General features: G+C 67.6%; 21 protein-coding genes. All 21 read left to right on the forward strand.

Translation table 11 applies throughout. From position 1 onward, the window contains the following. The first annotated feature begins 20 nt into the window (after nucleotides 1-20). Entirely contained in the window at nucleotides 21-1,088 is a 1,068-nt protein-coding gene (locus ACFHNC_RS03545) for a C4-dicarboxylate TRAP transporter substrate-binding protein (protein WP_437167831.1), read from the forward strand. Between the two features lie 66 nt (nucleotides 1,089-1,154). Beyond that, nucleotides 1,155-1,709 (forward strand): TRAP transporter small permease subunit, encoded by a 555-nt coding sequence (locus ACFHNC_RS03550; RefSeq protein WP_437167832.1) that lies wholly within the window; start codon nucleotides 1,155-1,157, stop codon nucleotides 1,707-1,709. Further along, nucleotides 1,706-3,016: a TRAP transporter large permease gene (locus ACFHNC_RS03555; protein WP_437167833.1), complete on the forward strand. Its 1,311-nt coding sequence runs from the start codon at nucleotides 1,706-1,708 to the stop codon at nucleotides 3,014-3,016. Before ACFHNC_RS03550 ends, ACFHNC_RS03555 begins: the two co-directional genes overlap by 4 nt. 187 nt (nucleotides 3,017-3,203) lie before the next feature. Then, nucleotides 3,204-3,980, forward strand: coding sequence for an ABC transporter ATP-binding protein (locus ACFHNC_RS03560; protein ID WP_437167834.1), 777 nt, complete (start codon nucleotides 3,204-3,206; stop codon nucleotides 3,978-3,980). After that, a complete protein-coding gene (locus ACFHNC_RS03565; RefSeq protein WP_437167835.1) occupies nucleotides 3,973-4,677 on the forward strand; it encodes an ABC transporter ATP-binding protein in 705 nt (234 codons plus the stop codon). The genes ACFHNC_RS03560 and ACFHNC_RS03565 overlap by 8 nt, the downstream gene beginning before the upstream one ends. 40 nt (nucleotides 4,678-4,717) lie before the next feature. Beyond that, nucleotides 4,718-5,962 (forward strand): ABC transporter substrate-binding protein, encoded by a 1,245-nt coding sequence (locus tag ACFHNC_RS03570; protein ID WP_437167836.1) that lies wholly within the window; start codon nucleotides 4,718-4,720, stop codon nucleotides 5,960-5,962. A gap of 87 nt (nucleotides 5,963-6,049) precedes the next feature. Further along, a complete protein-coding gene (locus tag ACFHNC_RS03575) occupies nucleotides 6,050-6,937 on the forward strand; it encodes a branched-chain amino acid ABC transporter permease (RefSeq protein WP_437167837.1) in 888 nt (295 codons plus the stop codon). Between the two features lie 3 nt (nucleotides 6,938-6,940). Further along, nucleotides 6,941-7,930 carry a branched-chain amino acid ABC transporter permease gene (locus tag ACFHNC_RS03580; protein ID WP_437167838.1) on the forward strand — a complete coding sequence of 330 codons (990 nt, stop codon included), beginning with the start codon at nucleotides 6,941-6,943 and terminating at the stop codon, nucleotides 7,928-7,930. Between the two features lie 261 nt (nucleotides 7,931-8,191). Further along, nucleotides 8,192-8,887 carry a DUF1028 domain-containing protein gene (locus tag ACFHNC_RS03585; RefSeq protein ID WP_437167839.1) on the forward strand — a complete coding sequence of 232 codons (696 nt, stop codon included), beginning with the start codon at nucleotides 8,192-8,194 and terminating at the stop codon, nucleotides 8,885-8,887. After that, on the forward strand, nucleotides 8,884-9,867 hold the full coding sequence (locus ACFHNC_RS03590) for an ABC transporter ATP-binding protein (RefSeq protein WP_437167840.1): 984 nt from the start codon (nucleotides 8,884-8,886) through the stop codon (nucleotides 9,865-9,867). Before ACFHNC_RS03585 ends, ACFHNC_RS03590 begins: the two co-directional genes overlap by 4 nt. Further along, nucleotides 9,867-10,922 (forward strand): ABC transporter ATP-binding protein, encoded by a 1,056-nt coding sequence (locus ACFHNC_RS03595; RefSeq protein WP_437167841.1) that lies wholly within the window; start codon nucleotides 9,867-9,869, stop codon nucleotides 10,920-10,922. Before ACFHNC_RS03590 ends, ACFHNC_RS03595 begins: the two co-directional genes overlap by 1 nt. Continuing rightward, on the forward strand, nucleotides 10,919-12,436 hold the full coding sequence (locus ACFHNC_RS03600; RefSeq protein WP_437167842.1) for an ABC transporter substrate-binding protein: 1,518 nt from the start codon (nucleotides 10,919-10,921) through the stop codon (nucleotides 12,434-12,436). Before ACFHNC_RS03595 ends, ACFHNC_RS03600 begins: the two co-directional genes overlap by 4 nt. Nucleotides 12,437-12,568: 132 nt before the next feature. Further along, on the forward strand, nucleotides 12,569-13,516 hold the full coding sequence (locus ACFHNC_RS03605; RefSeq protein ID WP_437167843.1) for an ABC transporter permease: 948 nt from the start codon (nucleotides 12,569-12,571) through the stop codon (nucleotides 13,514-13,516). After that, the gene (locus tag ACFHNC_RS03610) at nucleotides 13,513-14,394 is read left to right on the forward strand and encodes an ABC transporter permease (protein WP_437167844.1); all 882 of its coding nucleotides are present in this window, start codon (nucleotides 13,513-13,515) and stop codon (nucleotides 14,392-14,394) included. The genes ACFHNC_RS03605 and ACFHNC_RS03610 overlap by 4 nt, the downstream gene beginning before the upstream one ends. Nucleotides 14,395-14,605: 211 nt before the next feature. After that, entirely contained in the window at nucleotides 14,606-15,388 is a 783-nt protein-coding gene (locus ACFHNC_RS03615) for a hypothetical protein (RefSeq protein WP_437167845.1), read from the forward strand. Beyond that, nucleotides 15,385-16,572, forward strand: a complete 1,188-nt coding sequence (locus ACFHNC_RS03620) for a toxic anion resistance protein (protein ID WP_437167846.1) — start codon at nucleotides 15,385-15,387, stop codon at nucleotides 16,570-16,572. Before ACFHNC_RS03615 ends, ACFHNC_RS03620 begins: the two co-directional genes overlap by 4 nt. A 296-nt stretch (nucleotides 16,573-16,868) precedes the next feature. Then, nucleotides 16,869-17,759, forward strand: coding sequence for a hypothetical protein (locus tag ACFHNC_RS03625; protein ID WP_437167847.1), 891 nt, complete (start codon nucleotides 16,869-16,871; stop codon nucleotides 17,757-17,759). 635 nt (nucleotides 17,760-18,394) lie between these two features. After that, nucleotides 18,395-19,366 (forward strand): tripartite tricarboxylate transporter substrate-binding protein, encoded by a 972-nt coding sequence (locus ACFHNC_RS03630; RefSeq protein ID WP_437167848.1) that lies wholly within the window; start codon nucleotides 18,395-18,397, stop codon nucleotides 19,364-19,366. Nucleotides 19,367-19,430: 64 nt separating this feature from the next. Next, nucleotides 19,431-20,498 (forward strand): alcohol dehydrogenase, encoded by a 1,068-nt coding sequence (locus ACFHNC_RS03635; RefSeq protein WP_437167849.1) that lies wholly within the window; start codon nucleotides 19,431-19,433, stop codon nucleotides 20,496-20,498. Nucleotides 20,499-20,601: 103 nt separating this feature from the next. After that, nucleotides 20,602-21,918 (forward strand): cytochrome P450, encoded by a 1,317-nt coding sequence (locus ACFHNC_RS03640; RefSeq protein WP_437167850.1) that lies wholly within the window; start codon nucleotides 20,602-20,604, stop codon nucleotides 21,916-21,918. Further along, nucleotides 21,915-22,880, forward strand: coding sequence for a lysophospholipid acyltransferase family protein (locus ACFHNC_RS03645; RefSeq protein ID WP_437167851.1), 966 nt, complete (start codon nucleotides 21,915-21,917; stop codon nucleotides 22,878-22,880). The genes ACFHNC_RS03640 and ACFHNC_RS03645 overlap by 4 nt, the downstream gene beginning before the upstream one ends. Nucleotide 22,881 lies beyond the last annotated feature (1 nt).

Consider the following 22,881-nt stretch of genomic DNA (forward strand, 5'->3'; position numbering starts at 1 on the left):
ACGACAGGGAGAGAACGAACATGAAGAACTTCACGCGCCGGGCGCTGCTCGGCACCGCCGCCGCCGCCCCCTTGGCAGCGCCGAACGTGCTGGCGGCGCAGACACAAATCAACATCACCATCGCCGCCAGCCACCCCACCACCATCGCCTGGATCTGGGCGATGCAGCAGGCGCTGATGCCGGCGGTGAACCAGGCGCTGGACAGCACCCGCTTCCGCATCCGCTGGCGCGAGGCGTTCGGCGGCACGCTGTACCGCTTCACCGAAACCCGCAACGCGGTGAAGGACGGCATCACCGATATCGGCTTCGTCGGCACGCTATGGGAAGGCAGCGCCATGCCGCTGCAAAACGTGACCTACTTCACGCCCTTCGCCACGGATAACCTGCGCCTGCAGGTCGATGTGATGGAGAAGATGCACGCCGAAATGCCGGAGATGCTGAAAGCCTGGACCGACAACAACATGGTCTATCTCGGCACCTGCGGCACCGAGACCTATGATCTGTGGTCCACCTTCCCGGTCCGCACGGTGGACGACCTCCGCAACCGCAAGATCAGCGCGCCCGGCGTCTCCGCCACCTGGCTTGGCGGCACCGGTGCGGTGCCGGTGAATGGCGCGCTGACCACCTACTACACGGATATCCAGACCGGCGTCAGCGAGGGCGCGCTGTCCTTTCCCTCCGGCATCTTCCCGGTGCGGGTGCATGAGGTGGCGAAGTACATCACGCGGGTGAATGTGGGCTGCATGTATGTCGGCGGCATCGGCATGAACCGGCAGACTTTCGGGCGGCTGGACCCGGTGGTGCAGGCGGCCTTCCGCACCGGCGGCAAAGCCTACACGGCGGCGCTGACCAACCGTGTGCTGGAGACGAGCGACGCCAACCTGCGGCAGATGGCGGCGGCTGGGGCGGAGGTTTCGACCTTCCCCGCCGCGGAGCGGCAGCGGTGGGTCGACGGCTTGCCGGATATCGCGGGCGACTGGGCGCGCACGAACGAGGGTCGCGGCCAGCCGGCGAAGAAGGTGCTGGCCGCCTATATGGACGGGTTGCGCGCCGGGGGTGCCACGCCGGGGCGCGCCTGGACGGCCTGACCTCACCCCACTCACCCAACCCTCTCCCCCCGCTTGGGGGAGAGGGCCTTACACGGGACATGCCGCATGGCGGAACTGGATAGCGTCAGCGATGCGGCGCAGGAGGAAGCGGCGCGGCCGCCGAAGGATGCCTTCGGCCTGATGCTGTGGCTGCTGAACAGCCTCGGCACGCTGATGATCGCCGCGATGATGGTGCTGATCGTGACCGATGTGGTGGGCCGGTCCTTCTTCAACGCGCCGCTGAATGGCGTGGCGGAGATCTCCGCCAAGCTGATCGTCGCCATCGTCTTCCTGCAATTGCCGGCGGCAATCCATTGGCAGCGCATGACGCGGGCGGACATGTTCCTCAATCGCCTGGCCGTGCGCAGCCCGCGTGCGGCGCAGGTGGCGGAGGCGGTATTCGCCGGCATCGGTGTTTTCGTCTTCATCGTGATCTTCCGCGCGACGCTGCCGCAGTTCCTCGATAGCTGGGAGCAGGCCGAGTTCTTCGGCGTGCAGGGCGTCTGGACGCTGCCGACCTGGCCGATCCGCCTTTCCATCCTGGTGGGCTGCGCCGGCGCGGCGCTGGCTAGCCTGGTGCAGGTGGCGCGCGGCCTGTGGCGCGCGGGGCGCCCTGCATGATCGAGATCGAGATTGGCCTTGCGCTCATTGCCATCATGGCGGGCCTGGTGCTGGCCGGCGTGCCGATCGGCATCGGCCTGGTATTCCTGTCCTTCATTGGCATCGGCCTGATCCGGGAGAATTGGGACCTTGCCGGGCGGCTGCTGGCGCTGGCTTCCTATGCTGCGATCTCGGACTACCTGTTCGCGACGATTCCACTTTTCGTGTTGATGGGGCTGCTGGTTTCCGTCAGCGATGTGGGAAAGGACACTTTCGAGGTCGCGCAGCATTTGCTGCGGAAGCTGCGCGGGGGGTTGGGAATGGCCACCGTGCTGGCCAATGCGGTGTTCGGTGCCGTCACGGGAATCTCCATTGCCTCGGCGGCGGTGTTCACCAAGGTCGCGGTGCCGCAGATGATGCGCTTCGGCTACACGCCGCGCTTTGCGGTGGGCTGCGTCGCGGGCAGTTCGATCCTGGGCATGCTGATCCCGCCCTCCCTGCTGCTGATCATCTATGGCGTGCTGGCGGAGGTCTCGATCGGGCGGCTGTTCCTGGCGGGCATCATCCCAGGCCTGGTGATGGCGGCGGGCTTCATGCTGATGATCTGGCTGATGGCGACCTTCCGGCCGGATTGGGTGCAACCCGTCGCCGCCCAGGTGGCGCCGCCGCCGGAGGAAACCGCGGGCAGCCTGCTCGCGAAATCCCTGCCCATCACCACGCTGATCGCGCTGGTCCTGGGTGGGTTGTACAGCGGCTATTTCACGCCGACCGAGGCGGGCGCGGTGGGCGCTTTCGGCGCGCTGGTCATCGCGCTGGTACGGCGCCGGCTGAACCTGCAGAAATTCTGGCGCATCCTTGTGGAGACCGGCTTTGTCTCCGTCGGCATCCTGTTCCTGCTGATCGCAGCCAGCATGTATTCGCGCATGCTGACCATGGCCGGCATCCCGGCCTCCATCGCGGATCTGATCCAGGCGATGGGGCTCGGCGTCTACGGCTTCCTGTTCATCTACATCCTGTTCGTGCTGCTGCTCGGCATGATCGTGGACAGTTCTTCCATCCTGCTGATCGTCACCCCGATCGCAGCGCCCATCGCCATGGCCTTCAACCTGGACCTGATCCATTTCGGCATCATCACCGTCATCGCGGTGGAGGTGGGGCTGCTGACGCCGCCCTTTGGCATAGGTGCCTTCGCGGTGAAGGCGACGCTGAATGACAAGCGCATCGGGTTGGAGACGATCTTCGCCGGCTGCATCCCCTTCATCGGGGTGATGCTGGTGGTGCTGGCGCTGATCGTGGCCGTGCCGGGTCTGACGCTGATGTTCAACTAGCCCGCTGGCGTGCCAGCGGCATGCCGCTGAAAGGTTGAGCTTCCTATCAGGTGATGCCGTTCCATCACTTGCGTCTTGCCCGGACTGCCTGCACAAATGTCGGAGAAGCGCATCGGCCATGCGCTGGGGGCGGAACACCGCCCCGACCATGCCGATGCCATAACAAGACAATTGGGGGCGTCCACGAGTGGTCGATACGATCCTCGAGACCGAGGGGCTGACGAAGGAATTCCGTGGCTTTGCCGCGGTCAGCGATGTGCGCCTTCAGGTGGCGCGCGGCAGCATCCATGGCCTGATCGGCCCCAACGGGGCCGGCAAGACCACATGCTTCAACCTGCTGACGAAGTTCCTGCCACCAACCCGCGGCTCCATCCGCTACGACGGCCGCGACATCACCGGCATGAAGTCGGCGGAGGTCGCGCGGCTTGGCCTGGTGCGGTCCTTCCAGATCTCGGCTGTGTTCCCGAACCTGACGGTTCTTGAGAATGTGCGACTGGCGCTGCAGCGCCAGCGCGGCGGGTCCTTCGACTTCTGGCGCGGGGAAGGCCTGCTGCGCCAGTATGACGACCGGGCCATGGAATTGCTGGCGGATGTCGGGCTCACCGAATACGCCCGTTTCTCCGCCGGCCAGCTTCCCTATGGTCGCAAGCGCGCGCTGGAGATCGCAACGACCCTGGCGCTCGACCCCGTGATGATGCTGCTGGACGAACCAACCGCCGGCATGACGCATGAGGACGTAGACCGCATCGTCACCCTGGTGAAGCGCGTCGCCGTCGGGCGCACCGTGCTGCTGGTGGAGCATAACCTGAAGGTGGTGGAAGGGCTGTGCGACACCATCACGGTGCTGACCCGCGGTCGCGTGCTGGCGCAGGGGGATTACGCCACCGTCTCCCGCAACCCGGAAGTCCAGGCCGCCTATCTCGGCACCGATCCCGGCATTTCCGGAGGTAGCCAACATGCCTGAGCCAATGCTGCAAATCCGCGACCTCGAGGCCTGGTACGGCGAAAGCCATGTGCTGCACGGCGTCTCGCTGGATATCCATCCGGGGGAGGTGGTGACGCTGCTGGGCCGGAATGGAGCCGGCAAGACCTCCACCCTGCGCTCCATGATGGGGCTGGTCGGGCGCCGCTCCGGCAGCATCAAGTTCGAGGGGCAGGAGACCATCGCCCTGCGCTCCGACCTGATCGCCCGCGCCGGCATCGCCTATTGCCCCGAGGAGCGCGGCATTTTCGCGAGCCTCGACGTCACCGAAAATCTCATGCTGCCGCCCGTCATCGCGCCGGGCGGGCTGGGGCTGGATGAGATCTACACGCTGTTCCCGAACCTGAAGGAACGCGCCCGCAGCCCCGGGACGAAACTCTCGGGCGGCGAACAGCAGATGCTGGCGATTGCCCGCATCCTGCGCACCGGCGCGCGACTGCTGCTGCTGGACGAGCCTTCCGAAGGCCTGGCCCCCGTCATCGTGCAGCAGATCGGCGCCATGATCCGGGAGATCAAGCAGCGCGGCTTCACCGTGCTGCTGGTGGAGCAGAATTTCCGCTTCGCCCAGACGGTGGCGGACCGGCACTATGTGATGGAGCATGGCCGCGTCGTGGACATGGTGCCGAACGAACAACTCGCCTCCAGCCTCGATCGGCTGCACGAATACCTGGGCGTCTGAAAGCCCGGCCACGACCAAACATTCTTGGGAGAATTCGAACATGAGCCTCAATCGCCGCACGCTGCTCGCCGGTGCCGCCGCCCTTCCGGCCCTCGGTGGGCTGCCCTTCCGCAGCGCACGCGCCCAGGCCGCCAACACCATCCGCATCGGGGTGCTGAACGACCAGTCCGGCACCTATCGCGACCTCTCCGGCCCGGGTTCCACCCAGGCAGTGCAGCTTGCGGTGCAGGAATCCGGCATCACCCAGCGCGGCGTCACCGTGGAAGTGGTGCAGGCCGACCACCAGAACCGCCCGGATGTCGGCTCCACCGTGGTCCGCCAGTGGATCGACCGCGACGGCATCGATGTGGTGGTGGATGTCCCCACCTCATCCGTCGCGCTGGCCACCAACACGCTGGTGCGTGAGAAGAACAAGGTCTTCCTGAATTCCGGCGCCGCGACGTCCGACCTCACGGGCGCGCAGTGCTCGCCGAACACGGTGCATTGGACCTACGACACCTACATGCTGGCCAATTCCACCGGCGGCGCCATGGTGCGGGCCGGCGGCAAGTCCTGGTTCTTCATCACCGCGGACTACGCCTTCGGCCATGCGCTGGAGCGTGACACGGGCAATTTCGTCAAGGCGCAGGGTGGCGAGGTTCTGGGTTCTGTCCGCACGCCCTTCCCGGGCACCACGGATTTCTCCTCCTACCTCCAGCAGGCGCAGCGGTCCCGCGCGCAGGTCATCGGCCTGGCCAATGCGGGCGGCGACACCATCAACTCCATCAAGCAGGCGGCCGAATTCCGCATCACCCGCGGTGGCCGCGTGAAGCTGGCGGGGCTGCTGGTGTTCATCACGGACGTCAACTCGCTGGGCCTGGAAGTGGCGCAGGGCCTCGTGCTGTCCGAGACCTTCTATTGGGACCTGAACGACAAGACGCGCGCCTTCACCCAGCGGCTCGGCGCCATGCCGGGCGGCATCAAGCCCTCCATGGTCCAGGCCGGCTGCTATGGCTCCGTCCTGCATTACCTGAAGGCTGCGGGCGACATGGGCGTGGCAGCTGCCAAGGCCTCCGGCACCGAGGCCGTGGCGCGCATGAAGGCGATGCCGACCAGCGACGATGCCTTCGGTGAGGGCACGATCCGCGCTGATGGCCGAAAGATCCACCCCTGCTACCTGTTCGAGGTGAAGGCTCCGTCCGAGAGCAGCGGTGCCTGGGACTACTACAAGCTGCTCGGCACCACCCCCGGCGACCAGGCTTTCCGCCCGCTGGCCAACGGGGGCTGCGCACTGGTTCGCAGCTGAGCACCGCGGCATCCCGGCGGGTCACACCCGCCGGGATGCCGGCCTTTGATTCCACCCCCTGATACCCCCAGGCAAGGCCCGCGCCCGGTGATCGAAAACCTGCTGTTCGAACTCGAGATGGCCGCGCCCCAGGTGATCCTCGGGCTGGTCAATGGCGCCTTCTACGCGCTGCTCTCGCTCGGCCTTGCCATCATCTTCGGCATGCTGAACGTCATCAACTTCGCCCATGGCGCGCAGTTCATGATGGGCGCCTTCGTCGCCTGGATGCTGCTGGCCTGGGCCGGCATCCCGTATTGGGGGGCGCTGGTGCTGGCGCCGCTGATCGTGGGGGCCTTCGGCGTGGTCATCGAAAGAACGATGATCGCGCGATTGTACAAGCTGGACCATCTGTACGGCCTTCTGCTCACCTTCGGCCTGGCGCTGATCATCGAGGGTGTGTTCCGCAACGCCTTCGGTGCATCCGGCCTGCCCTATGCGCCGCCCGATGCCTTCAACGCGCTGAATATCGACATCGACATCATGTTCCTGCCCGGCTACCGGGTGTGGGTGGTCATCGCATCCCTCCTGGTGTGTCTCGCCACCTGGCTGGTGATCGAGAAGACCAAGATCGGCGCCTATCTGCGCGCCGCGACGGAACGGCCGGAACTGGTGCAGGCCTTCGGCATCAACGTGCCGCGGATGATGACGCTGACCTACGGCGCGGGCGTGGCACTCGCGGCGTTTGCCGGCGTGCTGGCGGCGCCGATCTATTCGGTGAACCCGGCGATGGGGGCCAACTTCATCATCACCGTCTTCGCCGTGGTGGTGATCGGCGGCATGGGCTCCATCATGGGCTCCGTCGTCACCGGCTTCGGGCTGGGGTTGATCGAGGGGCTGGCGCGGGTGGTCTACCCCGAAGCTTCCGCCACCGTGGTTTTCGTCATCATGGCGATCGTGCTGCTGACGCGGCCCGCCGGCCTGTTCGGAAGGGGCTGAGACATGGCCGATACCACCACCAGTCTCGGTACGCCCGAGGCGGTGCATGAGGAGGCGGGCTTCCTCGGCTTCACCCGCGCCCAGGCCCTGGCCTTCGGCTTGCTTGTCGCCTTCGTGGTGATCAGCCCGTTCTTCCTTTACCCGGTCTTCCTGATGAAGATCCTGTGCTTCGCGCTGTTCGCCTGCGCCTTCAACCTGCTGATCGGCTATGTCGGCCTGCTGTCCTTCGGCCATGCCGCCTTCTTCGGCATGGGGGGCTACATCACCGCCCATGCCCTGAAGGTCTGGGGGCTGACGCCGGAACTGGCGATCCTGGCCGGCGGGCTTGTCGGCAGCGTCCTGGGGCTGTTCATCGGCTGGCTGGCGATCCGGCGGTCCGGCATTTATTTCGCCATGATCACCCTGGCCATGGCGCAGATGGTGTATTTCTTCAGCCTCCAGGCGCCGTTTACCGGCGGCGAGGACGGCATCCAGCAGGTGCCGCGCGGCAATCTGTTCGGCGTGGTGTCGCTGGATTCCGACTTCACCCTGTATTGGGTGGTGGCCTTCGTCTTCCTGGCCGGCTTCCTGCTGTTCCACCGCGTGGTGCATTCGCCCTTCGGCCAGGTGATGAAGGCGGTGCGGGAGAATGAGCCGCGCGCCACCTCCCTCGGCTACCGCACCGATGACTACAAGCTGATGGCCTTCGTCCTGTCCGCGGCGCTGTCCGGCGTGGCCGGCGGTACCAAGGCGCTTATCTTCGGTATCGCCACGCTGGTCGATGTGAACTGGACCATGTCGGGCGAGGTCGTGCTCATGACGCTGGTCGGCGGGCTTGGCACCGTCTTCGGGCCGGTAGTCGGGGCGGCCGTCATCGTCACCATGCAGAACTACCTGGCGGAGTTCGGCGCCTGGGTCACGGTGATCCAGGGCGTGATCTTCGTGGCCTGCGTGCTGGCCTTCCGGCGCGGCGTGGTGGGTGAGATTGGCAACTGGCTGAAGGTGAAGCTGTAGCGGTCGCTTTCGCCCGATCCTCGGCAAGATTGCGGAGCTGCCGTGGCGCTGGGCGGAGCTGACCTGGCGGGTGGTCTGCGGCCTCACCGACCTTCGTCAGGCCCTGCTCGCCAGGGTGCCGCGGCTTCGGGCAGCCTGAACGGCCGAACTGCCACAGACGGCGGCAGGATGGTCAGGTCCGGGGCAGCGTTGCGTCGCAAACTAGACAAACGGTCCAAAAGTCAGGCTTGCGCCGCCGGATCAGCCTGTCATGAAGCGATGATGACGTGGTCCATTCTTCTGCGCGATCCAACGACCGGTGAATTCGGCGTCGCGGTGGCCAGCCGCTTCCTGGCGGCGGGCGCACTGTGCCCGCGCGTGGAAGGCGGCGTCGGTGCCGCCAGCACCCAGGCGCTGGTGAACCCCTTCCTGGCGCCCGACGCGCTGGCCCGGCTGCGCGCGGGGCAGGGCCCCCGGCAGGCGCTGGCCGAGCTGGTCGCCGCCGATGCCGGCGAGGCGACGCGCCAGGCCCATGTGCTCGCCGCCGATGGCACCAGCGCCCAGCACACGGGCAGTGGCTGCGTCGGCTGGTGCGGACATCTCTCGGCGCCGGATGTGTCAACAGCCGGCAATATGCTGGCGGGTCCCGAAGTGCTGCGCGCGACGCTGGATGCCGCGATGGCCGCCACCGGCCTGCCGATCGCCGAACGCCTGCTGCTGGCGATGGAGGCCGGCGAGGCGACGGGGGGCGACAAGCGCGGCCGCCAATCCGCGGCGATGCAGGTGGCATCGAGCGATCCCTATCCGGATCTCGACCTGCGGGTGGATGACCACCCGGACCCGCTGGCGGAACTGCGCCGGCTGCATGGCGTCTGGCGTGGCTATCTGCGGCATTTCCGGCGGTTCCTGCCGGGGCGGGACCATCCGGGCGTGTTCGACCGCGCGGTGATCCAGGCGGCGATTGCGGAGGCAGAATGAGCACGCCAGTTCTCGACCTCGCCCGCGTCACCGTCGAATTCCCCACCGACCGCGGCAGGCTGCGCCCGGTGGATGGGGTGTCCTTCAGCGTCGAGGCCGGCAGGACGCTGGCCGTGGTAGGCGAAAGTGGCTGCGGCAAATCCGTCACGGCGCTCGCCATCATGGGGCTGCTGCCGCAGGGCGGCGAGGTCGGTGGTGGCATCCGCCTGGGCGGCGAGGAATTGCTGGCGCTGACCCCGGACCAGCGCCGTGCGCGCCGAGGCGGGGAGATGGCCATGGTGTTCCAGGAACCCATGACCAGCCTCAACCCCGCCTTCACCGCCGGCGAGCAGGTGGCGGAGGCGCTGCGCCTGCACCAGGGCTTGGCGCCCGAGGCGGCGTTCGCCAAGGCCATTGAGATGTTCGCCCGCGTCCGCATCCCGGAACCGGAGCGCCGCGCCCGCAGCTACCCGCACCAGCTTTCGGGCGGCATGCGCCAGCGGGTGATGATCGCCATGGCGCTGGCCTGCCGCCCGCGCCTGCTGATCGCGGATGAACCGACCACGGCGCTGGATGTGACGGTGCAGGCGCAGATCTTGGCGCTGATCGACGAGATGAAGCGGGAGACGGGGACGGCGGTGGTGCTGATCACCCACGACCTCGGCGTGGTGCGGGACCATGCGGATGATGTGGTGGTGATGTATGCGGGCCGAATCGCGGAACGCGCCAGGGCGGCGGACCTGTTCGCCAACCCGCAGCACCCCTACACCATCGGGTTGTTGGGCGCCGTGCCGCGGCTGGAAGGCGGCGCCGCGCGGCTCGCCAGCATCGAGGGCACCGTGCCCGACCTGCTGAACCCGCCGCCCGGCTGCCGTTTCGCCCCGCGCTGCCCCTTCGCCATCGCCAAATGCGCGGAACAGCCGCCGCTGGCGGAGGTGACACCCGGCCACGAGGCGGCCTGCTGGCGCGCGCCGCTCGATACGCTGCTGGAGGCCGCGTGATGGAGCCGCTGCTGGAGTTGCGCGACCTCGCCAAAGGCTTTCCCGTGCGCGACGCGCTGGGCCGCCGGCGCGGCGCGGTGCGGGCGGTGGATGGCGTTTCGCTCACCGTGCCGAAGGGCAGCGTGCTGGCCATCGTCGGCGAAAGCGGCTGCGGCAAATCCACGCTCGGCCGCCTGGCGCTCAGGCTCATCGAGGCAGATGCGGGACAGATCCTGTTCGAGGGCGAGGATTTGCGCGGCCTGTCCGCCCGCGCGCTGCGGGCGCGGCGGCGGGACATGCAGCTTATCTTCCAGGACCCTTTTGCCAGCCTCGACCCGCGCATGACGGTCGAACAGGCGGTGGCGGAACCGCTGCGCCTGCATGGGATCGTGCCCCGCGCGCAGGAGCCGCAGCGTGTGGCGGAACTGCTGTCCCGCGTCGGGCTGCGGCCGGAACTCGCGCGGCGCTGGCCGCATGAATTCTCCGGCGGCCAGCGCCAGCGCATCGCCATCGCGCGCGCATTGGCCAGCCAACCGAAGCTGATCATCGGCGATGAGCCGGTCTCGGCGCTGGATGTCTCGGTGCAGGCGCAGGTGGTGAACCTGCTGCAGGACCTGATCCGGGAACTTGGCCTGACCTTCGTGCTGATCAGCCACGACCTCGGCGTGGTGCGTCACATCGCGGACCGCGTGGCGGTGATGTATCTCGGCCGCATCGTCGAGGAAGGCCCCACCGCGCAGGTCTTCGGCGCCCCGCGCCACCCCTATACCCGCGCGCTGCTGGCCGCCGTGCCGGGGCAGGGGCATGCGAATGCGCCGCTGCTGGAGGGCGATATCCCCAGCCCGATCAACCCACCCTCGGGCTGCCGCTTCCGCACCCGCTGCCCTTACGCCCAGGCGCTGTGCGCGGAGCAACTGCCGCCGCTAGAGGGATTGGGCCACGTCGCGGCCTGCCACTTCCAGGACAGCCTGCCGCCCGCGCTCGTGGGCCAGGATGTCGATACCGGCGGCGAAAGACTGCGCCGCCTGCAGGCCTATTTCACAGACCAGACACAAAAAACGGGAGAACTGGCATGATCCGAAAGACCCTCGCCCTCGGGATGGTGGCGCTCGCCGCCACGCTTGGCGCGGCACCGCCCGCCGAGGCGCAGAACCTTCGCATCGCGCTGCGCGAGGACCCGGACATTCTCGACCCGACCCTGTCGCGCACCTATGTCGGCCGCATCGTCTATATGGGTTTCTGCGACAAGCTGTTCGACATCAACGCGCAGCTCCAGCCCGTGCCGCAGCTCGCCACCAGCTTCACCTGGGACGACCCGACCACACTGACCATCAAGCTGCGTGAGGGCGTGCGCTTCCACGACGGCGAGATGATGGATGCGGAGGCGGTGCGCTATTCGCTGAACCGCCACCTGACGCTGCAGGGCAGCTTCCGCCGCTCCGAGATGGGCAATGTCACGGCGATCGAGGTGGTGGACCCGCTGACCGTCCGCATCAAGCTCGGCGCACCCAACGCCGCCTTCCTGGCGACGCTGACGGACCGGGCCGGCATGATTCTGTCGCCCAAGGCCGCCGAGGCAGCCGGTCGCAATTTCGGCAACCGCCCCGTCTGCGCCGGCCCGATGCGCTTCGTGGAGCGGGTGGCGCAGGAGCGCATCGTGCTGGAGCGTTTCCCGGAATACTGGGACGCCGCCAACATCCACTTCAACCGCGTGACCTACCTGCCGATCCCGGACAACACCGTCCGCCTGGCCAATTTGCAATCCGGCGCGGTGGAATTCGGTGAGCGGATGGAGCCGGACGATCTGCGTTCGATCCAGCGCAACCGCAACCTGCGCGGCGTGCCGGTGGAGGAACTGGGCTACCAGGGCATCACCATCAATATCGGCAATGGCGCCCGCGCGAACACGCCCATGGGGCGTGATGCCCGCGTGCGCCAGGCCTTCGAGCTCTCGCTGGACCGCAACGCCATCAACCAGGTGGTCTACGAGGGCATGTACACGCCGACGCGCCAGCCGGTGCCGCCGGCCAGCAGCTTCCATGTCCGCAGCTTCCAGCCGGAAAACCGCGACGTAAACCGCGCCCGCGCCCTGCTGCGCGAAGCCGGCCACACCGCCCCGGTGCCGGTGGAACTGACCGTGCCGAACAACCCGGACCTCCGCCAGGCCGGTGAGGTCATCCAGGCGATGGCGCGTGAGGCGGGCTTCGAGGTGACGTTGCGCGCCTCCGAATTCGCCTCGGCGCTGGCGGGTGCCGTGCGCGGCGAGTTCGAGACCTTCCTGCTGGGCTGGTCCGGCCGCACCGATCCGGACGGCAACATCTACGCCTTCATGCATAGCCGCGGCGGCCAGAATGACGGGCGGTATTCCAACCCGGCGGTGGATGCGCTGCTGGAAGCGGCGCGGACGGAGCAGGACGTGGCCAAGCGCCAGGATATGTACCGCCAGGTGATGGAAACTGCGCTCGGCCAAGACCGCATGCGGATCTATCTGTGGCACCGCAAGAACGTGATGATCCACTCGGCGCGGCTGACCGGCTACCAGCCGATCGCGGATGGGATGGTGCGGCTGCAGGGCATGCGGCTGAACTGAGAGCGGGCAGGGGTGGGGGTGGTGCTTGCCCCCACCCCGACCCTCCCCCGTGAACGGGAGAGGGAGAAGAAGCCCTCCCCCACGCTTGTGGGGGAGGGTTGGGTGGGGGTTCGACCCAGGAGCTGACCGAACATGTGGAATTGGCTTCTGAAACGCCTCGGCCAGGTCATACCGACGCTGGTGATCCTGTCCTTCCTGATATTCGGGTTGCAACAGCTCATGCCCGGCGACCCGGCCATGATCCTGGCCGGCGAGGAACGCGGCGACCCGCAGGTGCTGGCGCAGATCCGCGCTGAACTGCGCCTCGATCAGCCGATCTGGTCGCAATACCTGTATTGGGTCGGCAATGTGCTGCAGGGGGATTTCGGCTTCTCCTGGCGCATCCGCATGCCGGTCTCCGACCTGATCCTGGAGAAGCTGCCGGTCACGGCGCAGTTGGCCTCCATGGCCTTCATCATCGCGGTGCTGATCGGCGTGCCGCTTGGCATCCTGTCCGCGGTGAAGAAGGACACGGGCTGGGATTGGGCGGCGAATGGCATTGCGCTGTTCGGCATTTCGACGCCGAATTTCTGGCTCGGCATCATGATGATCCTGTTCTTCAGCGTGCAGCTCGGCTGGCTGCCGCCCTCAGGCTACGTGCCGCTGTGGGAAGACCCGGTGCAGTCGCTGGCCACCACCATCATGCCGGCCTTCGTGCTCGGCACCGGAGTCGCCTCCGTGCTGATGCGCCATACCCGGGCTGCCATGCTGACGGCGCTGAGCCAGGACTATGTCCGCACGGCGCGCGCCAAGGGGCTGACGGAGCGGGTGGTGGTGTGGAAGCACGCGCTGCGCAACGCGCTGATCCCCGTGGTCACGCTCGGCACCATCGAATTCGGGCGGCTGCTGGCCGGTGCGGTGCTGACCGAGCAGATCTTCACCATCCCCGGCTTCGGCAAGCTGGTAGTGGATGCGGTGTTCAACCGTGACTACCCGGTGGTGCAGGGCGTGGTGCTGGCCACCGCACTGATCTTCGTGGCGCTCAGCCTGCTGGCGGATATCCTGTACATGGCGATCAACCCGCGACTGAGGCAGGCATGAGCGCCTCCACCGCCCCCGTCATCGCGGACCGCGGCGAAAGCCCATGGCGCCGGGCGCTGCGCCGCTTCATCCGCCACCGCCTGGCGCTGGCCGGCTTCATCGTGGTGCTGGCCTTCGTGTTGGTGGCGATTTTTGCCCCCTGGATCGCGCCCTACGACCCGATCGAGACGAGCTGGACCCGCATCCGCCGTCCGCCGTCGGAGCTGTACTGGTTCGGCACCGATGAAAACGGTCGTGATGTCCTGTCCCGCGTCATCTGGGGGGCTCGGGCCTCCCTGATGGCGGGCGTGGTGTCCGTGATCGGCGCGGTGCTGATCGGCGTGCCGCTTGGGCTGCTGGCGGGGCTGGCGGGCGGTTGGGTGGATGCGCTGATCTCCCGCATCGCCGATGCCATGCTGTCCATTCCCTTCCTGATCCTGGCCATCGCGCTCGCCGCCTTCCTCGGCCCGGCGCTGGAGAATGCGATGCTGGCCATCGCCATCACCGCCAGCCCGGTCTTCGTGCGGCTGGCGCGCGGCATGGCGCTGGATGCGAAAAGCACAGATTGGGTGGAGGCCTCGCGGTCGCTCGGCAACCCGCCCTGGCGCACCGCCTTCGTCCATGTCCTGCCCAACATCATCCCGCCGCTGCTGGTGCAGTCCACCCTTTCGATCGCCGAGGCGATCATCGCGGAGGCCTCTTTGAGCTTCCTCGGCCTCGGCCAGCAGCCGCCGCAGCCGAGCTGGGGGTCCATGCTGAACAGCGCCCAGCGGTTCCTGGAGACGGCACCCTGGCTGGCCATCGCGCCGGGTGCGGCCATCTTCCTCGTGGTGCTGGCCTTCAACCTGATGGGTGATGGGCTGCGGGATGCTTTGGATCCCCGCGCCGATAGGCGCTGAAGCTGAAGGCGCCGATAGACGCTGATGGTTACGTGACGTGATGGGCGGCGGCCCTTGATCGCGGGGAGGCACGCGGCGATCTATACTGCGCCATGGCACGCACCCCGAAGATCCTCCTGCCGACCCTGCCGGCGCCCGCGCGGCGCGTTGCCGGCTTCTGGCTGCTGACGCTCAGCCTCTGGCTGGCCAGCGCGCTGGCGCTGTTCCGCTGATGCAGCCGCCCGACCAGAGCCGCCCCTGGCAGAACGACCCCTGGCGCGGCGCCCGCGCCAAGGCGGAAGGCGCCTTCAGCAGCTTTCGCAACGGCACCCGCGGCCTGCTGCTGCCGCTGTTCACCTGGCCACTGCTGATCGACGTGGTGGTGGAGGTGGTGCGCGGCAATACGCGCGGGCTGGTCGCGGCCGGCCTCGGCATCCTGCTGCCGATCCTGGCGGTGCGGGTGCTGCGGCGCGGCCGGCGCGGCGATACCCGGCGCGCGGCGGTGCTGGTGGCGGTCGCCACCGGGCTGGTCGCGCAGATGGGCGCGCAGACCGGCATGCCGATCGCCCTGCTGCTGGCGGCCGGCGCCTGGCTCGGCACCCGCCTGATGTATGACGGCGCGCAGGTCGAGGTGGACCCGCCCGCGCCCCCCGTACCGCCGCCGCCGCCCGGCCCGCTGGATGAGGCGCGGGTTCGCCTGGCGCGGATCAGCGCAGAACCGCGCATGGTCGGCATCGCCCAGGCGATGGATGCGGTGCTGGACGATCTGGACGCGCGGCCGGACCGCCTGCCGCTCGCCCGCCGCTTCCTGACCGTGCATCTGGATGGGCTGGACCGCATCGCCCAGCGCCTGTCCGCCGGCGCCGAGCCGCCGGTCGGCCTGCCGCAACTGCTGACGGATATGGAATCCGCCGCCGATGACCTCCGCACCAAGCTGCGGGCGGAGGAGAGCGTGGCGCTGGATATCCAGGTGAAGGTGCTGGCCGACAGGCTGCGCCAGGAGGGTTACGCATGAGCACGACAAAACCGAACAGCCCGAAGCCCCATGGCGCCGCGAAGCCGGAGGTATTCCTGGAGCCCGCGGCCCCAAACCCCATGGCGACCGCCCAGGCCTCCGCCGAGCGCGACCTGGCGGAGGCCGCGCCCGACCGCGCGGCCGTGCCGGATGCGATGATCGGCGAATTGGCGCAGCAGATCGACCTGTCCGATCCGGGCTCCATCCTGCGCTTTGGCCAGCAGACCCAGACCCAGGCCCAGGCCGCCGCGGATGCCATGCTGGAAGGCGCGCGGAACCAGGAGACGGGGGAGGCGGGGCGGACGCTGGCCTCCCTGTTGCAGACCCTGCGCGGCTTCGACGTGACCAAGCTGGACGAGCGCCCCGGCTTCCTCGCCCGGATGTTCACCAAGGCCGGCGCCGAGGTGAGCGAGATCATCGGCCGCTATGAGACGGTGAAGGGCCAGATCGAAGGCATCGGCGACAAGCTCGATACCCACCGCACCCGGCTGCTCGAAGACGTGGAGCGGCTGGAGCGGCTGTATCAGGCGACGCTGGAGTGGTTCCACGCGCTCGGCACCCATGTGCAGGCCGGCGAGGTGGTGCTGCGGAAGACCGATGGCGAGGCGATCCCCGCCATGGAAGCCGCCGTCGCCAATTCCGCCGACGACCTCGCACCCCAGAAGCTGCGCGACCTGCGCGGCGCGCGGGATGAGCTGGATCGGCGCGTGCACGACCTTCGCCTGACGCGTCAGGTGGCGATGCAGGCACTGCCCTCGATCCGGCTGATCCAGGAAAACGACAAGGCGCTGGCCAGCAAGATCCATTCGGTGCTGGCCAATACCGTGCCGCTGTGGCGCCAGCAGTTGGCCCAGGCACTGGCGATCCACCGGATGCGGGAGGCCGGCCAAGCGGTGAAATCCGCCACCGACCTGACCAACCAGTTGCTGACCGCCAATGCCGAGACGCTGCGCCGCGGCAATCTGGAAGCCCGCACCGAGCTGGAACGCGGCGTGTTCGACCTTGCCGCCGTACAGAAGGCGAATGCCGCGCTGGTCTCGACCATCGAGGACAGCCTGCGCATCGCCGACGAGGCCCGCGGCCAGCGCCTGCGTGCGGCTGAGGAGCTGGAGAAGCTGGAAGGCGATATCCGCCGGGCGCTGAAGGCGGCGAAGCCGCCGCCGCCGGCGCCCCGGCCGGTATGATCCGGCTGCCAGCCGTGGTCAATCGCCGTGCCCTTATGGGTGGCTGGGGGCGCTCCGTCATCTCCCATGTGGCCACACCTAGACGATGGTCGAGCTGCCAGGGCCGGCAAGGAGCGCGGTTTATACCGCGCCCTGGATCCGGGTGCTCGGAGGGCCGGGTGATCATCGTGCTGCGCGGGTGGCAGCGTGCAAGCCGTTTCTGCTGAGCCGAAAGCTGGCCAGCACATTATCCCGTCCACATCGGAAAGCACCTTATCTCGCTCCGGCGTGCGACGATTGGCGTGAGCAGGCCGATCATGATCGGCGGGCAGCGGCGGGGGCAAGGAAATACAGCCTGCCTAAGCCCGGTGCGGTCGCACCGCGACACGCATGAAGTTCACGGCTATCATCCACTCATGTGGAACATTCGCTCGCTACTCGGAAAAGTTGCAGACATTGAGGGTGTTTTGGCGTTTTGGGAGCGGGTGAACGGCTACGCATCTGCAGCCTATCTCGCGCTGGTCGCGCTCGTAGGAGGCTGGTCTTTAGTTGATGTCAGCATATCGGCCGCCGTTACAAATGTGATTGTTTTGCTTGTTGCTGGCGCACTACTTTATTTCCGAATTATAGAAATAAAAGAAAAGAGAAAAAATGGCGGCCTGGGTGTTTCGATAGAAGGTGTTTCTGCCGACGAGCTGCATTCTGCCAACGATGTTGCTGAACGTGTTGTTTTGCTCGAAAACTTTCTAACTAACCAGACAAAAATGTTGGGGGCGATTTTACATATCATCGTTGATGCGACTGAAAAAATTCGCCTAATAGAGATTATAGGCGACGCGCTTCAACGATTGCCATCGAATACACCCCTTAATCCAGATGCATCCCTAGAGAAATTAAATCAAATCTGCGATATCGCCGACATTTTTATGAGCAGTACTAAGGAAGAATTTCGATTAATTCCTTCCCTTGAGGCATTTCAATGGGTCGATGAAAGCGCTGGACACGAGAGCTTTCTTCGCGTTCTTGACATGGTGTCTGTGCCGCTTGAGCACCAGCTACCATTCCGGAATGCCTCAGTCGCGCAAGAAAAAATTCGGATGGCGCAGCAGTTCCTTTTAAAGCAGCGGAAAGCAGCCGATAGCGCGCTGGTGCAGACCCACGGGCGCCTCACAGAAGCTGTGGCCCGCCTGCCGCATCATTCCCGATGACAGCGACCGACTTGGCTTCGGAAGGGCCGGCCGAAGGGCTGATATGCCCAGTGATTACGGCGCGCTAGAGGCTGTGTCGGGCGTCGCCTGAGCTTGGCTCCACGACGCGCCGAGGCCAAAAATGCGGCAGGCAGAAATCGTTCTCGGGATGAAAATCGACTCTTTGCGTTCGCGCCCAATGACGAATTGCTTAGTTGCAGATGATTGGGGGTGCGCAAAATCATGTCATCAATAGCTGATCTGTGCGATATAGCTACGCGCTTTCGGAACGCCATCGAGCAGGCAGACCGCTCTCGCCGGCACATCTGCTTTCACACCTTTCCTCTGGGGGCATGCGGCGCTACCGCTGATCTTCTCGGGGTCTACCTTCGTAGTCTTGGCCACACTGGCTTTTTGGTCACGAACGGCAGGCGGGCGGCGACGAGTGGCAAGGGCAATTCGTCTCACGCGTGGCTTCAGCGCGACAAGTTGGTTGTGGACATTACCGCTGAGCTGTACCAAGCCTACGCGGAGATAGTTCGCCCTTACGGCGCTTCCCCGTCAGACGAAGTGCCTCTAGCTGTGTTCAGCCGCGCTTGCACCGCCGCCGGCGCCCGGGCCTAATGCCCGGCAAGAACCAACAGGGAGGAACCATCATGCCCCAGATCACGCGCCGCGTGCTGCTCACGGCTGCCGCGGCACTCGCCGCGCCGGCCATCCAGGCGCAGCCCGCCTGGCCCTCCGGCACCATCCGCATCGTCCCGCCCTTTCCGGCCGGTGGCAGCACGGATGCGCTTTCGCGGATTCTCCAGCCGCATCTGACGCGGATTCTCGGCGTGAACGTGATCGTGGAGAACCGGCCCGGCGCCTCCGGCTCCCTGGGCACCGGCGCCGTGGCGCGCAGCGCGCCGGATGGCAACACCTGGGTGCTGGTCTTCGACACCCATGCGGTGAACCCGGCGCTGATCCCCAACATGGGCTTCGACACAGAAAAGGACATGACGCCGCTGCTGCTGTTCGGCACCGCGCCGATGGTGCTGACCGCGCATCGTACCCGTCCCTTCAAGACCTTCGCGGAGATGGCGGCGGCGGCGAAGGCGCGGCCGGATACGCTGACCTATGGCAGCATCGGCAATGGGTCACTGGCCCACCTCACCATGGCGCTGGTCGGCAAGGCGGCCGGGCTGCAACTGGTGCATGTGCCCTATCGCGGCGGCGGCCCGCTGGCGCTCGCGGCCCTGGCCGGGGAGGTCGACATGCCCATCGCCACCCGCCCGGCCATCGGTGTACACGTGGACAGCGGCGCGCTGGTGCCGCTGGCCCAGACGGGTGCCACGCGCTCACCTTCCATGCCGGATGTCCCGACCCTGGCGGAAGTCGGCGTGCCGGGCATCGATGCGCGCGCCTTCTGGGGCTTCCTCGGCCCGGCTGGCATCCCGGCCCCGATCAAGCAGCGCATGGAAGCCGCGATCCGGGAGGCGCTGGCGGTGCCGGAAGTGCGCGCGCGCGTCATCGCCCTCGGCATCGACCTGGACCCGAAGGGGGAGGCCGAGTTCGGCCCCTTCCTCTCCGCGCAGATCGCCACCTGGGGCCGGGTGGTGCGGGAGAACAACATTCGCCCCGATTGACGCCCCCGATTGACCGCGACCGCGCCGCCTGTTGCCATGGGGTCCAGCAACCGGGGGAACGGCGATGAAGGCATGGGCAATCGTGGAGGTGGCGCAGCCGTTGCAGGAGATCGACCTGCCGACGCCGGAGCCCGCCGGCCAGCAGGTGCTGCTGGAGGTCACCCATGCCGGCGTCTGCCATTCCGACATCCATGTCTGGGAAGGCGAGTGGGACCTCGGCAGCCGCGGCAAGATGCGGCTGCTGGATCGCGGGGTGAAGCTGCCGCTGGCCATGGGGCATGAGACGGTGGGCCGCGTGGTGAAATGGGGGCCGGAGGCCGAAGGGCAGGGGCTCGAAGTGGGGCAAACCCGCATCGTCTATCCCTGGGTCGGCTGCGGCACCTGCGCCAAGTGCCGGGCGGAGGAGGACAACATGTGCCTCCAGGGCAAGGCGCTCGGCATCTTCCAGAATGGCGGCTACGCCACCCACATCCTGGTGCCGGAACCGCGCCACCTGGTCGACCCCGGCGATATCGACCCGGCGCTGGCCGCCACCTATGCCTGTTCTGGCATCACCGTCTTCTCCGCCATCAACAAGCTGATGCCGATGGCACCGGATGAGCCGATCGTGCTGGTCGGCGCCGGCGGGCTGGGGCTTCAGGCGATCGCGGTGCTGAAGGCGATGGGCCACAAGCGCATCGTCTCCGTCGATCTCAGCGCGGAGAAGCTGGCGGCGGCGCGGGAGGCCGGGGCGAGCGACACGCTGGAAGCGGGCGGGGAGGATACGGTGCAGCGTCTGGTGGCGCTGTGCGGCGGGCCGGTCGAGGCGATCATCGACCTGGTAAATGGCAGCCAGACCGCGCGGATGTGCTTCGATGCGCTGACCAAGGGCGGCAAGCTGATCCAGGTGGGGCTGTTCGGCGGCGAGCTGACCGTACCGCTGCCGCTGATGGCGATGCGGGCGCTGACGGTGCGCGGCAGCTATGTCGGCAGCCCGAAGGAGCTGCGGGAGCTGGTGAAGATCGCCCAGGGCGGCCGCCTGCCGGGCATCCCCATCACGCGGGAGCCGCTGCGTAACGCCGACAGCGCCCTGCAACGCCTGCGTGCCGGCAAGGTGACGGGCCGCATCGTGCTGACGGCGGAGGCTGCATAGGGCGCAAGGGGCATGTAAGCTGCTGGGCATGCTGATCGAACCGGCTGCCCCGCCGCGCCTTTCCCCCTATGTGCCGCCTTATCCGCCGCGCCCGGATAAGGGCTTGCCGCTGCTCCAGATGCTCAAGGTGGCGCGGGAGAACTGGTTGGCGATCTGGGCTAAATCCTCCTTCGAGCGGGATGTCTATGGCAGCCGCCTGTTCCTGCGCGATGTGGTGGTCTGCAACAGCCCGGATTCGGTGCATTACGTCTTCGTCGAGCGGCACGAGAACTTCCAGCGCAAAAGCCCGCAGCACCGCCACGCGCTGATCCCGCTGCTCGGCGATGGGCTGTTCGTCAGCGATGGGCCGCTGTGGCGCGAAAGGCGACGCGTGGTGGCGCCCGTCACCCATGTCTCCCGCCTGCCGGAGCTGGCACCCGCGATCACGGAGGCCGCGGCCGAGCGCCGCGAGCAATGGCACAACCTGCCCCCTGGCCCGGTGGATGTGCTGGCGGAGATGGGCCATCTGACGGCGGAGATCATCTGCCGCACCATCTTCGGTCGCGCCTTGGGCCGCGATGCGGCGGGGGAGGTGGTTGCGGCCTTCGCCGAGTACCAGGCGCAGATCGGCCAGACCGACATCCTGTCCCTGTTCAACCTGCCGGACTGGTTCCCCCGCTTTCGCGGACGCCGCGTGCATGACGCGGCGCGCCGCATCCACAAGGTGGTGGATGGGCTCATCGCCGGCATCCTGGACGGAGAGCAGCAGGGCGAGGCCTCCCTCATCCGCGCCATGTCGGAGGCCAAGGTGCCGGGCACGGACCGCCCGATGGACCGCACCGCCTTCCGCAACGAGGCGATCGTGCTGTTCATGGCCGGGCATGAGACCACCGCCAACACCCTCGCCTGGGCGCTGTTCATGCTGTCCCAGGACCCGGCCAGCGCCGAACGCCTGGCCGAGGAAGTGCAGGGCGCGCTGGGCGACCGCGTGGCCACCCTGGCCGACATGCCCAACCTGCCCTTCACCCGCGCCGTGGTGGAAGAAACGCTGCGCCTCTATCCCCCCGTGCCCCTGCTGTCGCGGGAGGCGCTGGGGCCGGACCGGATCGGCGACCGCCCGGTGCGGAAGGGCACCATCATCCTGGTCTGCCCCTGGCTGCTGCATCGCAAGCCGGGGCTGTGGGACCAACCGGACTCCTTCATCCCGGACCGTTTCCTGCCCGGCGCGCCAAAGCCACCCCGGCACGCCTATATTCCGTTCAGCACCGGCCCGCGCATCTGCACCGGCCAGCATCTGGGCCTGGCCGAGGCCACCATCTGCCTCGCCGCGCTGGCGGGCAGCTTTCGCCTGACGCTGGAGCCGGGGGTTCAGGTGATGCCGGTGGCGCGCCTGACCCTGCGCCCGGGCGAGACCCTGCCGATGCGCCTGACCCCTCGGTGACGGACCACCTCTACCCGTCGCCCCCCTGGCGCTGGTCCGCGCGCCGGGACCTGCTGCGCCACTGGCTGCGCGACCCGGTGCAGGGCCTGGCCGATTGGCTGCCGCACCAGGCGCTGCGCCTGCTGCCGACCGACACTGCCTCCGCCTTCGGCGCCCGCATGGGGCTGCGTGCGGGGCGCAAGCGGCAGGTTGGCTCCGACCGCGTCCGCGCCTTGCTGCGCCAACTGCGGCCGGAGGCGACGCCGGCGGAGGTGGAGGCGCTCCTGGCCGCGCATTGGGCGCATATCGGCCGCTGCTTCAGCGAATTCGCCGCGCTGTCGCGCTTCCGCGCCGAGGGCCGCATCGAGATCGTGGGCGGCGACCAACTTCTCGCGCTGCGCGATTCCGGGCGCCCGCTGATCATTGCCGGCCTGCATGTGGGCTACTGGGAGGTGGTGCATGCGGGCCTCGCCCAGCTCGGCATTCCCTTCCACGCCATCTACCAGCGCCTGCCCAACCGTTTTCGCATGCGGATCGCGGACAAGGCCCGCGGCCGCAGCCGCAGCGTGGCCGGCCCACATGCCGCGGTGGCGGTGGCGCCAACCCTCGGCGCAGTGTTCGAGGCGCATCGCGTGCTGGAAAGCCGCGAGGCCGCGCTGCTGTACTACGTGGACGAGTATTGGGAGGGGCGGGTCCACGCCCCCGCCCTCGGCCGGCCCTTGAAGATGGATGGCAACATCATGCGCGCGGTCCGCCTGGCCTCGGCCACCGGCGCGGCCATCGTCCCCGCCTATGCGCTGCGGCTGGGGGAGGCGGCGCGGTTCCGGCTGCATGTCCTGCCCGAAGTGCCGGTCGGCCCGCCGGGGCGCGGCCGCAAGGCGGTGCTGGAGGATATCGCGGCGCTGGATGCGGTGGTGGAGCAGGTGGTGCGCGCCCATCCCGAGCAGTGGTTCATGGCGCACGTCTTCCAGCCGGATCGGTAGG

The organism is Falsiroseomonas sp. E2-1-a4 (assembly GCF_051433165.1).
Lineage (GTDB): Bacteria > Pseudomonadota > Alphaproteobacteria > Acetobacterales > Acetobacteraceae > Falsiroseomonas.

Excerpts from the sequence above, each read along its gene's own strand:
- ACFHNC_RS03610 (WP_437167844.1), top strand. The coding sequence starts at position 13,513 with ATGAGCGCCTCCACCGCCCCCGTCATCGCGGACCGCGGCGAAAGCCCA.
- ACFHNC_RS03600 (WP_437167842.1), top strand. The coding sequence starts at position 10,919 with ATGATCCGAAAGACCCTCGCCCTCGGGATGGTGGCGCTCGCCGCCACG.
- ACFHNC_RS03630 (WP_437167848.1), top strand. The coding sequence starts at position 18,395 with ATGCCCCAGATCACGCGCCGCGTGCTGCTCACGGCTGCCGCGGCACTC.
- ACFHNC_RS03620 (WP_437167846.1), top strand. The coding sequence starts at position 15,385 with ATGAGCACGACAAAACCGAACAGCCCGAAGCCCCATGGCGCCGCGAAG.
- ACFHNC_RS03555 (WP_437167833.1), top strand. The coding sequence starts at position 1,706 with ATGATCGAGATCGAGATTGGCCTTGCGCTCATTGCCATCATGGCGGGC.
- ACFHNC_RS03580 (WP_437167838.1), top strand. The coding sequence starts at position 6,941 with ATGGCCGATACCACCACCAGTCTCGGTACGCCCGAGGCGGTGCATGAG.
- ACFHNC_RS03585 (WP_437167839.1), top strand. The coding sequence starts at position 8,192 with ATGACGTGGTCCATTCTTCTGCGCGATCCAACGACCGGTGAATTCGGC.
- ACFHNC_RS03625 (WP_437167847.1), top strand. The coding sequence starts at position 16,869 with ATGATCGGCGGGCAGCGGCGGGGGCAAGGAAATACAGCCTGCCTAAGC.
- ACFHNC_RS03545 (WP_437167831.1), top strand. The coding sequence starts at position 21 with ATGAAGAACTTCACGCGCCGGGCGCTGCTCGGCACCGCCGCCGCCGCC.
- ACFHNC_RS03565 (WP_437167835.1), top strand. The coding sequence starts at position 3,973 with ATGCCTGAGCCAATGCTGCAAATCCGCGACCTCGAGGCCTGGTACGGC.
- ACFHNC_RS03635 (WP_437167849.1), top strand. The coding sequence starts at position 19,431 with ATGAAGGCATGGGCAATCGTGGAGGTGGCGCAGCCGTTGCAGGAGATC.
- ACFHNC_RS03570 (WP_437167836.1), top strand. The coding sequence starts at position 4,718 with ATGAGCCTCAATCGCCGCACGCTGCTCGCCGGTGCCGCCGCCCTTCCG.
- ACFHNC_RS03595 (WP_437167841.1), top strand. The coding sequence starts at position 9,867 with ATGGAGCCGCTGCTGGAGTTGCGCGACCTCGCCAAAGGCTTTCCCGTG.
- ACFHNC_RS03550 (WP_437167832.1), top strand. The coding sequence starts at position 1,155 with ATGGCGGAACTGGATAGCGTCAGCGATGCGGCGCAGGAGGAAGCGGCG.
- ACFHNC_RS03590 (WP_437167840.1), top strand. The coding sequence starts at position 8,884 with ATGAGCACGCCAGTTCTCGACCTCGCCCGCGTCACCGTCGAATTCCCC.
- ACFHNC_RS03605 (WP_437167843.1), top strand. The coding sequence starts at position 12,569 with ATGTGGAATTGGCTTCTGAAACGCCTCGGCCAGGTCATACCGACGCTG.
- ACFHNC_RS03615 (WP_437167845.1), top strand. The coding sequence starts at position 14,606 with ATGCAGCCGCCCGACCAGAGCCGCCCCTGGCAGAACGACCCCTGGCGC.